The sequence below is a fragment of the Pseudoalteromonas issachenkonii genome, from assembly GCF_002310795.1.
GTDB classification, from domain to species: Bacteria; Pseudomonadota; Gammaproteobacteria; order Enterobacterales; family Alteromonadaceae; genus Pseudoalteromonas; species Pseudoalteromonas tetraodonis.
Genome location: NZ_CP011030.1, coordinates 985557 through 999987 on the forward strand (window position 1 = coordinate 985557; position 14431 = coordinate 999987).

General features: G+C 41.5%; 14 protein-coding genes. 11 read left to right on the forward strand and 3 right to left on the reverse strand.

Features of this window, described 5'->3' with window-relative positions; all coding sequences use genetic code 11:
- The first annotated feature begins 1 nt into the window (after position 1).
- The 6 genes from PISS_RS04585 to PISS_RS04610 all read left to right on the forward strand — a co-directional run bounded on the left by PISS_RS04585 (position 2) and on the right by PISS_RS04610 (position 6575).
- The gene (locus PISS_RS04585) at positions 2-634 is read left to right on the forward strand and encodes a FliH/SctL family protein (protein WP_036956808.1); all 633 of its coding nucleotides are present in this window, start codon (positions 2-4) and stop codon (positions 632-634) included.
- A complete protein-coding gene (locus PISS_RS04590; RefSeq protein ID WP_058154330.1) occupies positions 627-1976 on the forward strand; it encodes a FliI/YscN family ATPase in 1350 nt (449 codons plus the stop codon). The genes PISS_RS04585 and PISS_RS04590 overlap by 8 nt, the downstream gene beginning before the upstream one ends.
- Entirely contained in the window at positions 1969-2385 is a 417-nt protein-coding gene (locus PISS_RS04595; protein WP_058154331.1) for a hypothetical protein, read from the forward strand. The genes PISS_RS04590 and PISS_RS04595 overlap by 8 nt, the downstream gene beginning before the upstream one ends.
- Positions 2386-2433: 48 nt before the next feature.
- Entirely contained in the window at positions 2434-4860 is a 2427-nt protein-coding gene (hrpB, locus tag PISS_RS04600; protein ID WP_058154332.1) for an ATP-dependent helicase HrpB, read from the forward strand.
- A 220-nt stretch (positions 4861-5080) separates the two neighbouring features.
- Positions 5081-5632 carry a heme NO-binding domain-containing protein gene (locus PISS_RS04605; RefSeq protein ID WP_013464409.1) on the forward strand — a complete coding sequence of 184 codons (552 nt, stop codon included), beginning with the start codon at positions 5081-5083 and terminating at the stop codon, positions 5630-5632.
- Positions 5625-6575 carry a sensor histidine kinase gene (locus tag PISS_RS04610; protein WP_058154333.1) on the forward strand — a complete coding sequence of 317 codons (951 nt, stop codon included), beginning with the start codon at positions 5625-5627 and terminating at the stop codon, positions 6573-6575. The genes PISS_RS04605 and PISS_RS04610 overlap by 8 nt, the downstream gene beginning before the upstream one ends.
- 76 nt (positions 6576-6651) lie before the next feature.
- On the opposite strand, the gene PISS_RS04615 is transcribed toward PISS_RS04610, so the two are convergent.
- On the reverse strand, positions 6652-6873 hold the full coding sequence (locus tag PISS_RS04615; protein ID WP_008108632.1) for a hypothetical protein: 222 nt from the start codon (positions 6871-6873) through the stop codon (positions 6652-6654).
- A gap of 192 nt (positions 6874-7065) precedes the next feature.
- Here PISS_RS04615 and PISS_RS04620 point away from each other — a divergent pair, with 192 nt between their 5' ends.
- Both PISS_RS04620 and PISS_RS04625 read left to right on the forward strand, forming a co-directional pair.
- Entirely contained in the window at positions 7066-7779 is a 714-nt protein-coding gene (locus PISS_RS04620) for a DUF1499 domain-containing protein (protein ID WP_013464411.1), read from the forward strand.
- A 119-nt stretch (positions 7780-7898) separates the two neighbouring features.
- Entirely contained in the window at positions 7899-8945 is a 1047-nt protein-coding gene (locus PISS_RS04625; RefSeq protein WP_013464412.1) for an NAD(P)-dependent alcohol dehydrogenase, read from the forward strand.
- Between the two features lie 54 nt (positions 8946-8999).
- Here the strand turns inward: PISS_RS04625 and PISS_RS04630 are convergent, their stop codons facing one another.
- A complete protein-coding gene (locus PISS_RS04630; protein ID WP_058154334.1) occupies positions 9000-10205 on the reverse strand; it encodes an MFS transporter in 1206 nt (401 codons plus the stop codon).
- Positions 10206-10546: 341 nt separating this feature from the next.
- Between PISS_RS04630 and PISS_RS04635 the strand changes: the two genes are divergently transcribed.
- The 3 genes from PISS_RS04635 (at position 10547) to PISS_RS04645 (ending at position 13378) form a co-directional block, all read left to right on the forward strand.
- Entirely contained in the window at positions 10547-10969 is a 423-nt protein-coding gene (locus tag PISS_RS04635; RefSeq protein WP_232311337.1) for a hypothetical protein, read from the forward strand.
- Positions 10966-11163: a helix-turn-helix transcriptional regulator gene (locus PISS_RS04640; protein WP_013464415.1), complete on the forward strand. Its 198-nt coding sequence runs from the start codon at positions 10966-10968 to the stop codon at positions 11161-11163. Before PISS_RS04635 ends, PISS_RS04640 begins: the two co-directional genes overlap by 4 nt.
- Positions 11164-11251: 88 nt before the next feature.
- A complete protein-coding gene (locus PISS_RS04645; protein ID WP_058154336.1) occupies positions 11252-13378 on the forward strand; it encodes a TonB-dependent receptor plug domain-containing protein in 2127 nt (708 codons plus the stop codon).
- Positions 13379-13457: 79 nt separating this feature from the next.
- Here PISS_RS04645 and PISS_RS04650 read toward each other — a convergent pair whose 3' ends face one another.
- Entirely contained in the window at positions 13458-14339 is an 882-nt protein-coding gene (locus tag PISS_RS04650) for a LysR family transcriptional regulator (protein ID WP_058154337.1), read from the reverse strand.
- Positions 14340-14431 lie beyond the last annotated feature (92 nt).

Genomic DNA, 14431 nt, shown 5'->3' on the forward strand with positions numbered 1-14431 from the left:
TATGAGTCAAGCATTTAGGTTTCCCACTTTAAATAAAAATGAGCAACATCAAACGCTGCAAGAGCGTTTAGATGCTGCTCAGCGTGTTGGTTTACAGCAGGGCTATGAAGAAGGGCTCGCGCAAGGGGCTGCCAATAAGCAAAGCGAATTAGAGCAGCAAATGGAGCAACAAATAGAGTTGCGTGTTGCTGAGTGTCTTGAAGCGCAAAAAACACAGCTTATTGAACGTTTTAACACTTTATTCGACAAAGCGAATAACGAACTACTTAACTTTAATGATGAGTTTAAACAAGACCTTGCCTTGATGATAAGCAGGTTAGCAGAGCACGTTATTGACTGCGAGCTAAAAGTACGCCCCGAAATACGCGCGCAGCTGATTGAAAAAGCCATTACCTTGCTTAGCAATCGCGATGTAGTAACAAAAGTTATGATCTCAGGGGCTGATCGCCACTGCTTTAATGATGCGCGTTTAGCTGAATTTTCGGTGCCGGTTTACTTTGATGAGGCTCTGATTAGTGGAGACGTTGAACTGGTGGCAGAGCAACAAACACATCGGTTTTCTTTTTCAGAGCGCCTACAAAGCTTACTGGATGAAGTGATACCTGAAATACTCAAAGCGCAGCCACATGACTAACCCCCTACACACTAGCTTAAAATCTGCGCTGACAGCGCTAACCCCGCCTGAATTAGTTAAAAGCTATGGTCGTTTAACACGAGTTAATGGTTTAACACTTACCGCGACGGGTGGGCAATTCGCTATGGGCGAAAAGTACCAAGTTGAGAGTGTTGACGGTCACTGGTATGACGCTGAAGTTGTGGGTTTTAATCTAGATGAAGCCTATTTAATGCCCTTGAAAAAAATACAAAATTTATATTCTGGTGGGCGAGTCAGACCAGTTATAAAAAACAGCCATGTGGCTATTTCAGAAAAGCTATTAGGGCGAGTAATTGATGCGCAAATGCTACCCATTGATAACCTAGGCCCACTTGAACAAGACAGCACAAAAAGCGCCAGTAAATTGGGTAACGATTATTCTTTAACGCCACTGGAGCGCAAAGGCGTTACCGAGCCGTTAGATGTGGGTATTCGCGCTATTAATAGCCTATTTAGTGTGGGTAAAGGCCAGCGTTTAGGGTTATTTGCAGGTTCGGGTGTGGGTAAAAGTAAATTACTTGGCATGATGACCCGTTTTACCTCGGCCGATGTAGTTATTGTAAGCCTAGTCGGTGAGCGTGGTTGGGAAGTAAAAGATTTTATTGAGCAAAGCTTGGGTAAAGAAGGGTTAAAAAAGGCTATTGTGATTGCATCCCCAGCGGACGATTCTCCCTTATTGCGTATTAAAGCCGCCGAGCTTAGTCATAAACTGGCGGCCTATTTTAGAGATAAAAACTCAAATGTATTGCTATTAATGGACTCATTAACCCGCTATGCGCAAGCACAGCGTGAAATTGGCCTATCGGTAGGCGAGCTGCCCGCATCTAAAGGGTACCCGCCATCGGTATTTAGTAAATTAACCCAGTTGGTTGAAAGCTCCGGTAATAGTGAAAAAAGCAAAGGCAGCATGACAGCCATTTATACGGTATTGGCTGAAGGCGACGATCAACAAGACCCAATAGCCGATAACGCCCGAGCAATTCTTGATGGCCATATAGTATTGGATCGCACATTAGCAGAAAAGGGCCACTATCCGGCCATTAATATTGGTTCATCGATTAGTCGAGTGATGCCAAATATAGTGAGCGATGAGCAATTGAGCTTTTGTTATAAATTGAAAAAACTTTATAGCCGCTATATGCAAGTACATGAGCTTATTCCTTTAGGGGCGTATCAGGCAGGTAAAGATCCGGAACTCGACAGTGCGGTAAATTTGTATCCAAAAATCGAATCATTTTTATGCCAAGGATTGAACGAACAAGTGGATTTCTCACAGTCAATAACTCAATTAAATGCAGTGATGGGTGAACTGAATGCTTAATAAATTTTTAGGATTACAACAACAAAAATTAGATAAAATGCTGGCCGAGCAAACTCAATTACAACAAAGAAGTAACTTAGAGCAGCAGCGACTATTGCAGCTACAGCAGCACATAAACAGTATGGATAAAAACCAGCAAATGAGCTCGGCGCTAAGCTTACAAAATTTATCAGGGATGAAACGCATTTTGTCTGGTTTGTCAGCGCAGCAAGAAGCGCGGATTAATGATTCACAGCAAGATGAATTACGTCAACAGCAAGCTTGTTTTAAGCAAATGAGCTTTACCAAAGGCATAGAAGGGATAGTGAGTAATAGGCATCGTGCTTTTCAAAGCCAAGCGCAGCAACAAGAAGCTAAAGTTTTAGATGAAATGATAAGCCAAGCACATAGTCGTACCCTACATAAATAACTGCTAATTTTTGCTACAATGGCGGCAAAGTAATTTAGGGTAAATAGCGTGCTGCCGGTTCAAGAAATATATAACTCACTTATTGATGCATTAAAAGCCAACTCAATCACCTTACTGCAAGCGCCGCCTGGTGCAGGTAAATCAACGTGGTTGCCATTACAGCTTATGCGCGATGGGCATTATAAACACATAGTGATGTTGGAGCCGCGGCGCTTAGCTGCACGTAATATTGCCAATTACCTAGCCCAATGCCAAAACGAATCCCTTGGACAAAGTGTTGGTTTACGGGTGCGAGGTGAGAGTAAAGTAAGTGCGAACACGCGCCTTGAAATAGTCACCGAAGGCATGCTGACACGCATGTTACAAAATGACCCTGAGCTCAGTGATGTTGATTTACTGATTTTTGATGAGTTTCATGAGCGCTCTATCGCAGCAGATACCGCGCTGGCTTTTGCTTTAGAATCGCAAGCGGCGCTACGTGAAGATTTAACCATTATGCTGATGTCGGCCACCCTCGATAGCGATCGTTATACCGCATTTTTTAATTGCCCAGTTATTCAGTCAAGCGGGCGAAGTTACCCGATTGACGAAATATATTGCCCAATAAAAGATGAAAGCCGCTGGCTTGATGCCATCCCCGCTATTATAAAACAAGCACTCAATGAGCAAACCGGCAGTGCGCTGGTATTTTTACCCGGCCAACGAGAAATACTGCGCGTGCAACAAGCATTGAGCGACTTACCTAGTAACTGCCTAGTCGCCACTTTATTTGGTGAGCAAGATAAAGCCAATCAACAAGCTGCAATAGCACCTGCGCCTCAAGGGATGCGAAAAGTAGTACTGACCACCAATGTTGCCGAAACCAGCTTAACCATTGAAGGCATTCGAATTGTGATTGATAGCGGCAAGCGCCGTGCAGCCAGCTTTAATTTAAAAACCGGTGTAACTGAGCTCACTACGCAAAGTATATCTCGTTCATCGGCAGTACAACGCGCAGGGCGTGCAGGACGAATAGAACCAGGGGTTGTGTATCGTTTAGGTTCAAAACAAACTTTTGAGCGACGAAACAGCCACGATAACCCTGATATTCTTACCTCAGATATTAGCCAACTGATGCTTGAGGCGAAGCAGTGGGGCGCAAGCATTAGTGAACTCACCTTACTTGACCCGCCGAGTGAGCAACAATGCAACCAAGCTACCAATTTATTATCTATGCTTGAAGCGATAGATAGCCACGGTAAGCTCACCGCACTGGGGAGTAAAATGTTGGGCTTTGGTGCCGATATTCGCCTAGCGCACATGTTATTAAAAGCGCAAATGCTAGAACCACAGTTAAGCGGAATTTATCGCTTAGCTATTTATTTAGTCGCCTTACTAGAAAGCCGAGTTAGTACTGCCAATGAGCTCAACCTAGCACTGCATAGTCAACAGCAGCGTCCGCATCCTGTGTTTAAGCAACAATTAAATTATTGGTTAAAACGCTTAAAATTTACCGACAGCAAAACAGATTTAAACACCGATCATTTAAGCTTATTAGTGTCGCTTGCCTACCCAGATCGCATCGCTAAAAAACGCGGTAATGGCTATTTACTTGCTAATGGCGCAGGGGCCGAGCTAAACCCTGACTACTGGCATAATGACGAATATATAGCTATTGCCAGTATGGGCGGACACAAAGGCGGGCGAGTTTTTGCGGCCACGGCGCTAAATCCAGTAGCGCTTAAAGAGTATTTACCGCATTTATTCACTGAGTTGATCCGCTGCGAGTTTGATGAAAAAGCTGCTCGGTTTATTCATCAAGATGAAGTAAAACTTGGGGAAATTACCCTTAGTAGCCAACCAAGTAAACATAAGCTTGATAAAACAGAGCGCACCAAGGCATGGCTTAGTGTGTTTGCCAAACAGGGCTTTTCACTGTTTAACGAGCAAAAAGAAAGTGAGCAGTTACTTATTAGAATGTGCCTAGCCAGCAAATTGATGCCAGAACAGTTTCCTGTTATTAATCAGCAGCAGCTCATTGAAACAGCAGGTGATTGGTTAGGGGTATACCTTGAAGATATTAAAACCCTTGAGCAACTTAAAAAGTTTAATTATTTTGAGGCACTACAAAACTGTTTTAATTGGCAACAGCAAAGCGAGCTAAAATCTTTACTCCCACTGCGACTAACAGTACCAAGTGGCTCTAACATAAAAATTGAATACCAACTTGATGGACCTGCCAAGCTTAGTGTGCGCATGCAAGAGGTATATGGTTTAACCAGTACACCTATGTTAGCTAACGGTAAATTAGCATTGCTAATGGAGTTGTTATCGCCAGGCAAGCGTTCACTACAGTTAACCCAAGACTTAGCACATTTTTGGAATAGTAGTTACCGCGAGGTACAAAAAGAGATGAAAGGGCGCTACCCCAAGCACTTTTGGCCAGACGACCCTGCCAATAGCGTTGCCACCAATAGAGTAAAAAGCAGAATGTGATCACGCTTCCTTAATGTCACTTAATGTTAAACGTTGACCATACAAATAACGAACATTTTTGGGCGTTTTACAAGCGACTAAACTATTATTACTTTAATGCTGATATTTTACTTGGTAAGACTTATTACCCTAGTGTACATATGAGCCGTAAGGTAGCGAGCGTTTGTAACTAATTGAAGATGCAGCTAACAATCTAAAAGTGATAATAGAGGGAACATGCATGAAAGGCGTTATCTTTAGAGGGCTTGAGGCACTGGTTATTGAAAAATGTGGCATGGCAGCATGGGACGACTTACTTGAAAAAAATGCACCGGAGGGTCGTGTTTATATTTCTGCAGAAAGTTATCCAGATGAAGAAATAGTTGGTTTAGCACAAGATGTAGCAACTGCACTTTCTATGTCTATGCCAGAGGTATTAAAGGCCTTTGGTGAGTATTTATTTTCTCACTTAAAGGCACGTCATCCAAGCATTGTTGCTAACTTTAATTGTTTTGCTGATCTCATTATTGGTATTGATAAAGTAATTCATGTTGAAGTAGCTAAGCTTTATCATGAGCCTAATTTACCTGAAATTGACGCCCAAATTATTGAAGACGGGTTTATTTTAATGCGTTACAACTCTAAGCGACAGCTTTGTATGTGCGCCGAAGGGCTTATTTTTGGTGCTGCGGCTCATTATGGGGTTGATGCTAAACTTAATCATGCCCAGTGTATGCATGATGGGTTTGATTCGTGTTTAATTGAAATAAAATATGAGACTCCCCATGGCTGAAGACGACTACAATTATAAAAAAGCGTATTTGCGCGAAAAATCAGCCAGAGATCAATTAGAAACCCTACTAGAAGACAAAACACGGGCATTGTTTATTCTTAATCAAGAGCTGGAAGAAAAGCTCGAAACGGTCAAAAACCAACAAATAACCTTAATGCAAAGTGAAAAAATGGCCACGCTAGGGACACTCTCTGCTGGGATGGCCCACGAAATAAATAACCCGCTTGCTTACATAACCAGCAATGTAGAAAGTATAAAATTTATAAAGCCCGTGTTGGTTTCGTTAATGACGGCGGCTCAACAATTTGTAGATAAATCGATTTCAGTATCGCAGTTAGAGTCTATTTTAGTTCAGCTCAATCAAGAGAACGATTTAAGCTTTATTGTGGACGATATTGATGACTTAGTTGATGATACCCAAGAGGGATTAGAACGTATCGCTCATATTGTTAATAACCTTGTTGACTTTGCAAGCCTAAAAGACAACGTAACTGCAATGGCAGATATTACAGAATCACTCAATAGCACACTAAAACTACTCGACAACCAGCTAGGGACATGTGCTATAGAGTTACACATTGAAAAGTTACCTCTAACACGGTGTAATATATCATCGATGAAACAAGTGTTTGTAAACTTATTAATTAATGCCAAACACGCCTGCGATGATTTGCGCGATCAGCAAGGAAAAATAAGTGTTAAGCTGTTTGCCAATGAAAACAATATTTACATAGAGGTGGCAGATAACGGCTGTGGAATGGACGCTGATACACTTAAACAAATGTTCGATCCCTTCTTTACCACTAAACCCGTAGGCCAAGGCACTGGTATGGGGATGGCTATAGTTTACAATGTACTTAAAGAGCACAATGGCACTATAGAGGTTGAAAGTAAAGTGGGTATGGGGTCTTTAATACGTTGTGTAATACCTATTGCTACATAACTTTGTAAGCTTAAAGTTTACAATGCAGGCATGGCTACAAAGTGTGTTGTGGCTATTGAGCGTAGGTATAAGTATCTTAACTCGATACTTCTTGTCCGCCGTGTTGCTCGGCTAAATCATCAAGTTCGGCAACCGTATAATCAAATCCGCTTTCATCATATTCGTAGCTTACTTTAACGCTGTCGCCGCCATTAAAAAGACGTGTTTTTACGTCATTGACTGGCCAATCTTTTAATTCGTGTAAAAAGCGGTTGGCTACTTGTGATGACTCAAACCGATAACTAATCTCTGTTTTCATAAATAATAATACCCTGATAATTTTACCCCCGTAGTTTGTTGATTTTTACCAAGGAGTCAAGTTATCAACTTTAAAAGGGCAATAAATTATGACTTTATAGATACTTATCGGTCATAGTAATCTAAATTGGAGTGTTAACAGTATAAAGCTTGTTTAAAAAACAATAATCATATAACAATAACGGAGTAGGCAATGAAACATTTAGTGACCTTAGTTGGGCTTATCGCTTTTTTAATGGTGGTACTACCGGGACCTCTTTATAAATTTAATATTGTTGAACTAGGTACTGCCTTTGCTGGTTTTAGATTAGGCGTTTATGTTGGTGGGGCAGCATTAGCCTTATTATTAGTTCAAGTGCTATTCATGCGTAAAACAGTGAGCCTAACCAGTGCAGTGGTCACGGTTATTTTTGCAGCTGTTGCGATTGCAATGCCGATTAACATGATGAATACAGCAAAAAGTGTTCCGCCAATTCATGATATTTCTACCGATTTAATTAACCCACCTAAGTTTGTTGCGGTTGTGCCTTTGCGTGCTGATGCACCTAACCCTGTTGCTTACGCGGGTGAAGAAACGGCAGCGCAGCAACGTGAAGCGTACCCAGAACTAAAACCGCTCGAGTACAACCAAACCCAAACAGAGCTGGTGGCAGCAATTACTAAAGCCATGGAAAACTTAGGCTGGGAACTGGTTAATAGTGATGTTAATAATGGCATTGTTGAAGCAACAGACACCACGACCTGGTTTGGCTTTAAAGACGATGTTGTGGTTCGTATTAACGATAAAGGCAGTAAGCGTGTGGTCGACATACGTAGTAAATCACGCATTGGTAAAAGTGATTTAGGTAAAAATGCACAGCGTATTAAAACACTGATTGACGAGTTAAATGCCGTTGTTGTGGAATAATTGAATACTAATAAACAGCCCTGCACTTTATGGGGCTATTTGCAGTTGCACATGATCAGCTTATGTTCATAGCTGACAATGCATACTGTGGATGATTTTTAATAAACTATGGAGTTATTATGAAAACAGTCGGATATGCAGCAAAAAGCCAAGGTTCTGAGCTTACAGAGTTTTCTTTTGAGCGCCGCGATTTACGAAATAACGATGTAGCAATAGAAATTTTATATTGTGGTGTGTGCCATTCAGACTTACACGCAGTGCGTAACGACTGGGGGGGTAGTAATTACCCATTAGTTCCTGGGCACGAAATTGTAGGTAAAGTAATATCAGTCGGTAGTGATGTAAAAAAATACAAACAAGGCGATACCGTTGCCGTAGGGTGTATGGTTGACTCCTGCCAAAGCTGTGACCAATGTGATAATCACGAAGAGCAATTTTGTCGTGAAGGCATGGTCGGTACTTACAGCGGGACCGATAGAGTTAACGGCGAAATGACTCAAGGTGGTTACTCTAAACACGTTGTAGTACGCGAAGAGTTTGTATTATCAGTGCCTGAAAACTTAGAATTATCGCGCGTGGCGCCGTTACTTTGCGCCGGTATTACTACTTATTCACCATTACATAAATGGGGTGTAAAAACAGGTAGCCGTGTTGCAGTGGTAGGCCTTGGTGGATTAGGTCATATGGCGGTTAAAAATGCAGTAGCAATGGGTGCAACCGTTACTGTTATTGGTCGTACTGAGTCTAAAAAAGAAGATGCAATTAAGCTCGGCGCACAGCATTATTTAGTATCAAACAATGATGATGAAATGAAAAATGCGCAGTCAGCGTTTGATGTCATTATTGATACCGTGCCTGTAAAGCATGACTTATCAATTTACACACCACTACTTGATATCGATGGTACCTTGGTTATTGTTGGCCAAGTAGGCCCAGTAGATGAGCTAAACACAGTTCCTCTTTTAATGGGTCGTCGTCGTGTGGCTGGTTCGTTAATTGGCGGCATTGCAGAAACACAGCAAATGCTTGATTTTTGTGGTGAGCACAACGTACTGCCAGAGTGTGAAATGATCAACATAGACGAAATTAACACCGCTTATGAGCGTATGGAACGCTCTGATGTGCGATACCGTTTTGTTATTGATATGTCATCTATTAGCGTTTAATACGCTAAAGAGTAAAATGTAAAAAGAGCCGCTTAGCGGCTCTTTTTGTTTTTATTAACAAGGCTGTGCCTGTTTAGTTTTGTTGCCGCTAATTTGTATATAACTAAGCAGCCACATTAACAGCCCACCTAAAAATAAAGCCGCAGCAACATAGCCTGTTTGATTTGGCGCTGCCCCTTTTGCAATAGCAATGCCGCCAACCCAAGGGCCAATAGCATTTGCAATATTAAACGCACACTGCACTAATGCCCCAATCATGGCGTGGCCGTCAGGTGATACATCCATTAACAGCGTTTGCACTAAGGTTGATAGCCCTAAGCTGCAGCCAATAAAAAATATAACCGCATACAGCAGATAAATATTATAGCTGGCACTGACATATGTAAATGCAAAAACAATGGTAGAGGCAAGCGTAAATCCGGTGGTTTTTATCGCTGATTTATCGGCAGCTTTACCAAGTACGTAGTTACCGAGCGTAGAGCCAATACCAAACATCACCATAGCAATTGAAATTGTATAGGGCGCGCTCTGAGTGACCTCTAAGATCGTATCGGCTACATAGGTATAAATACAAAATACGCCACCAAAGCCAATAATAACAATCCCTAATATTGACCAAACCAGTTTGTTTTTTAGCACCCCTAATTCGTTGAGTAAGTTAGATGTATGGGTGTTTTTAACATTAGGCACCACGTTATACACAAAAATAAAGGCAATAAACGCCAACACCCCAGCCGCAGCGAGGCAATAACGCCAACTAAGATTTTGCCCAACCAATGTCACCACCGGCACACCAACGATAGTGGCTATGGTTAAGCCCATAAACACTTTTGACATAAAGCTAGCGCGTTTTCCTTGCGGTGCTATATCAGAGGCCAGTAATAACGCGGCACCAAAATAAGCGCCATGGGGAAGGCCACTTAAAAACCTAAACAGCACCAGTTGTTCTAACGAGGTCGCTAATGCACTTAAACTGTTTGAAATACACATTAAGCTTAAAAATAATAATAGCGCTCGTCGTTTTCGCATATTTGCCGTTGCCAACATTAAAATGGGTGCGCCAACCACCACCCCAAGAGCATAAGCACTAATAGCATAACCACTTTGTGACGGGGTACTGCCAAAAGCCTCACTAATTAATGGCAACATAGGCATCATAGAAAATTCAGATAACCCCAAAATAAAAGTACCCAACGCCAGCACAATTAAAATAGCGGTTCTATTGGGCTGACCCGACGGCGATGTAGTATCAACGGCCATATAAAATCCTTGAAGATAATAAATAAAATTTAATAACAAACTAAACGCCAGTGCGTTTAAAAATAAAGCACACACGCTTATTTAGTTGAATGTGGAAATGAGGAGTAAAGAGGCATGCATTTTAAATTAAAAGCTCTCTTTCGTCATGGACTAAACCATAATTTAAGATGAATAAAATTTAACTTAAGCCAACCAAAGGATGGTTAAGTAAGTTCAGCAAAGTATTAACGCAATCAAAAATAAGCAGTGTTAAATTTAAAGTGTAATGTTAACTTGACTTTTTGTAAGGTATGAATGATATTTGTAAAGTAAACATTACTTTTAAAAACAGGATAAAGGCAATGAAAGCAGAATTAAATTTAAAACAACGCCAAATTAAAAATACCAGTTACCTAGCTAAATGGACCTTAATATGGCTTTTTACTTTAGCTATTTGCAGCTTTGGCCCCACTTTAATCTGGGATCGTTCAGCGCTAATTAGTGGCTTTTTTATTATTATAAATTTGGCTGCTGGCGTAGGGATGATTTTAGCCAACAAGCGCTATTTGCAAGGCATGGATGAATTAATGCAAAAAATACATCTCAGTGCCATGGGGTTTACCTTAGGTGCAGTGTTAGTAGGCGGGCTGGCATACACCAATTTACAATTGAGTGGTTTAATTGATTTTAAAGCGCAAATACCCGACTTAATGTTTTTAATGGGAGCGGTGTATTTAACTAGTGTGTATGTGCTTAATAAACACTATTGCGCAGGTGATGAATGAAAAATAGATTAAAAGTGTTAAGAGCCGAGCATAATTTCACTCAAGCAAAGTTGGCCGAGCTGTTGGATGTATCGCGCCAAACGATTAATGCCATTGAAAAGGGCAAGTTCGATCCCAGCTTGCCACTGGCTTTTAAGGCCGCAAGGTTGTTTAAACTTAAAATAGAAGACATTTTTGATGACGAACAGGGTTAAAAATTAACAAAGTGCGACAATATGTCGCGCTTTTTAACTTGCCGCAGCACGTATAATTTACCCACAAAATTTTTGTGGTAAATCAATAATGACTGATAAAAAAAATCCCCTAACCTCCTATTTAGTATCGCCTTTGGCACTTGTTATAAGTGGCGTACTATCGCCTGTTGCCTTTGCAGATGACGCCTCAATTGAAGTGATTGAAGTACACGGTCAAGCACAAAACAAACACCTATCGTTAGGTTCATCTGAATCGTTATTAACTGATTTAGGTGTGGACTTTTCAGCCGCCGGTGGCATGGCTAACTTACCTGTTTTAAATGGTTTAATGGGCGATAGAGTGGCGGTACTGGTCGATGGAGCGCAAATCACCGCCGCCTGTGCCAATCAAATGAACCCGCCACTGTCGTATATTTCAGCCAATCAAATTAGTAGCTACAAAGTGGTTGCAGGTATTTCTCCGGTAAGCGCGGGAGGCGATAATATTGCAGGGGTGATCGCGGTTAATTCTATTTCACCTCAGTACAGTGAAAGCAAGCAACTTGGCTGGCACTCTGGCTACGTATCAGCCCAATACAATACGCTAGATAACGGCAAAAAGGTAGGCGCGGGCATGCGCATTGCCAGCGACGTATTCAGTTTTAATTATCAAGGTGCGTTTAGCGATGCTAACAGTTATGAAGATGGTAACGGCGATTTAGTGCTCGATACCCTGTACCGCGCGCAAAACCATAGTTTAAGTGCTGCCATGCGCGATGATAAGCAACAATTAGTTGTTAAGCTAAGCCATCAAAAAATACCCTATCAAGGCTTTGCTAACCAATATATGGATATGACAGATAACACCAGCTATGGCGCTGTTGCCCAGTATAAGCGTGCTTTTACAAACAGTGAGCTTGAAGCGCAGTTAAATTGGCATAGCGTAAAGCATGAAATGGGCTTTTTCAGCGCAGAAAAAACCGGAAAAATGCCAATGAAAACCGACGCCGAAGATATAAGCACTCAGTTAAAATGGCGATTAGCGCTTGATAACAACAGCCAGTTATTACTCGCCCAAGAGTACCATTATATGAATATTGATGATTGGTGGCCTGCGGTTGAAGGCTCAATGATGATGGGGCCAAATGACTACAACAATATTAATAACGGCCGGCGTCAGCGTATTGCCTTGCTTGCTGAATATGAAAGCCAATTAGATACTCGCTGGTGGTTAAATGCAGGCGTTCGATTTGAAAATGTAATGACCAATACCGACGATGTACAAGCATATAACGCAGGTATGGTCGCTATGAGTGCGATGGCCATGGCGATGCCAAGTGATGCAATGGCCGCTAAAGAGTTTAATGATCAGAACAAAAAACAAACAGATAACCTAGTCGATGCAAACGTGCTGATTAACTATCAACTAAGCAATAATGACGAGTTACAAATTGGTTTAGCCCGTAAAAATCGCGCACCTAATTTATACGAACGTTACAGTTGGGGTGTGGGCAATATGGCCACCACCATGATAGGTTGGTATGGCGATGGTAATGGCTATATTGGTAACATTGCCCTTAAACCTGAAACCGCACATACGCTTAGCACTACGTATACCCGTATGGCTAAAGACGACAGCTGGCGTATCAGTGCTAATGCGTGGGTGAGCGATGTAAATGATTATATTGACGCCAACAGAGTAAGAAGCTTTAACCGCACAGTGCTTGCTGCCAATACTCGTAATGTACTTATGTTTAATAACGTAGATGCCACGCTTTATGGAGTAAAGCTAGATGCGGTTGCTACTCTGCACGAGTCTAAGCAGTATGGTAGTTGGTCGTTAAAAGCTAACATTACCAATACCCGTGGTAAGCGCGACGATACCAATCAGCCGCTTTATCAAATTAAGCCACTGCAAACCCAATTTGCGATTAACCAGCAAATAGGCCGCTTTGAAAACGCACTCACGTGGCAGTGGGTCGATAGTAAAACCCGCGTAGATAGCAACCGCCTAGAAAACCAAACCGAGCAGTATCATTTACTTAATTTAAGCTCAAAAGCCAGTTGGGATGCATTGACTGTGAGTGTTGATATTACCAACCTGCTTGATGAGTATTATGAATTACCACTGGGCGGCGTAAGTATTGCTGAGTTTAAACAAGATTCAACGCAGGGATTTAACCAATTAGCAGGGCAGGGTCGTTCTATTAATTTGGCTATGAGTTACGCGTTTTAAGATGAGAGAGTAAGTTAGTGTGAGCTGTCAGATTCGATTTTTGGTTAATCGAATCTGACAGTTAATTACTATTAATTTTTTAAGTCTGCTTGTGACAAAAATCTATAAACTGCGTTAGCAGCGGATTTTTGTATTTGTCTTTATGCATCACTAACCAAAACTGTCTTTGCATGGAGTGGTTTAAGTTAAGCTGCGTAACGCGGCCATCGTTTAAAGCGTACTGTGCCGCGAGTGACGATAAACACCCCAGCCCTAATCCTTCTGCAACGCTGTTGATCAATGCTTCTGTGGTATTGAGCTCAAAGCTTTGGCTCCAATTATCGATATGCGTAGCAAGGTTTTGCAAAAAGAATGAGCGTGAGCCAGAGCCGGTCTCTCTTAATACCCATTGACTGTTTGCTAAGTCATTAAAACTAAGCTGTGGTTTTTTAGCTAAAGGGTGGGATGGCGGCGCAATAATACACATAGAGTCTTGACTAAACACGGTTGAGACTAAGTCACTTTGCTGGGCATGGCCTTCTATTAATGCAATGTCGAGTTCAAAGTCGCGCAGTTTTTGACAAATAAGCTCAGAATTTGAAATAAAAACCTGCTGAGAATAATGCTGCTGTTGTTGGCGAAATCCACTGAGTATAGAGGGTAACACATGATTACCAATGGTATCGCTGGCACCTATTTTTAACGTGCCACTGGCTGTTGCGTGGGACGAAAAAAGCGTATTAATATCATTTGCTCTGTGCAGTAATTCATCGGCCAGGGGCAGTAATTTTTGCCCTTCTTGATTTAAAATTAAGCGATGATTTACCCGGTCAAACAGTGGGTGGCCTAATTGTTTTTCAAGCTCGCTAAGAGACATACTGAGTGCCGCTTTAGACAAGTAAAGTCGCTCTGAGGCTGCGCTAAGCGTTGTATGCTGGGTAATACCTACAAACACTTTAAGTTGTTTAAGAGAAATATTCATGAGCTTGGTGTTTAGTTTTTATGAACGTGTGTTCTATATAATTAGATTTAACTAAACAAAATGCAAGGTTAAACTTCTTTATAAGATAAACA

Excerpts from the sequence above, each read along its gene's own strand:
- PISS_RS04585 (WP_036956808.1), top strand. The coding sequence starts at position 2 with ATGAGTCAAGCATTTAGGTTTCCCACTTTAAATAAAAATGAGCAACAT.
- PISS_RS04590 (WP_058154330.1), top strand. The coding sequence starts at position 627 with ATGACTAACCCCCTACACACTAGCTTAAAATCTGCGCTGACAGCGCTA.
- PISS_RS04595 (WP_058154331.1), top strand. The coding sequence starts at position 1,969 with ATGCTTAATAAATTTTTAGGATTACAACAACAAAAATTAGATAAAATG.
- PISS_RS04605 (WP_013464409.1), top strand. The coding sequence starts at position 5,081 with ATGAAAGGCGTTATCTTTAGAGGGCTTGAGGCACTGGTTATTGAAAAA.
- PISS_RS04610 (WP_058154333.1), top strand. The coding sequence starts at position 5,625 with ATGGCTGAAGACGACTACAATTATAAAAAAGCGTATTTGCGCGAAAAA.
- PISS_RS04615 (WP_008108632.1), bottom strand. The coding sequence starts at position 6,873 with ATGAAAACAGAGATTAGTTATCGGTTTGAGTCATCACAAGTAGCCAAC.
- PISS_RS04620 (WP_013464411.1), top strand. The coding sequence starts at position 7,066 with ATGAAACATTTAGTGACCTTAGTTGGGCTTATCGCTTTTTTAATGGTG.
- PISS_RS04625 (WP_013464412.1), top strand. The coding sequence starts at position 7,899 with ATGAAAACAGTCGGATATGCAGCAAAAAGCCAAGGTTCTGAGCTTACA.
- PISS_RS04630 (WP_058154334.1), bottom strand. The coding sequence starts at position 10,205 with ATGGCCGTTGATACTACATCGCCGTCGGGTCAGCCCAATAGAACCGCT.
- PISS_RS04635 (WP_232311337.1), top strand. The coding sequence starts at position 10,547 with ATGAAAGCAGAATTAAATTTAAAACAACGCCAAATTAAAAATACCAGT.
- PISS_RS04640 (WP_013464415.1), top strand. The coding sequence starts at position 10,966 with ATGAAAAATAGATTAAAAGTGTTAAGAGCCGAGCATAATTTCACTCAA.
- PISS_RS04645 (WP_058154336.1), top strand. The coding sequence starts at position 11,252 with ATGACTGATAAAAAAAATCCCCTAACCTCCTATTTAGTATCGCCTTTG.
- PISS_RS04650 (WP_058154337.1), bottom strand. The coding sequence starts at position 14,339 with ATGAATATTTCTCTTAAACAACTTAAAGTGTTTGTAGGTATTACCCAG.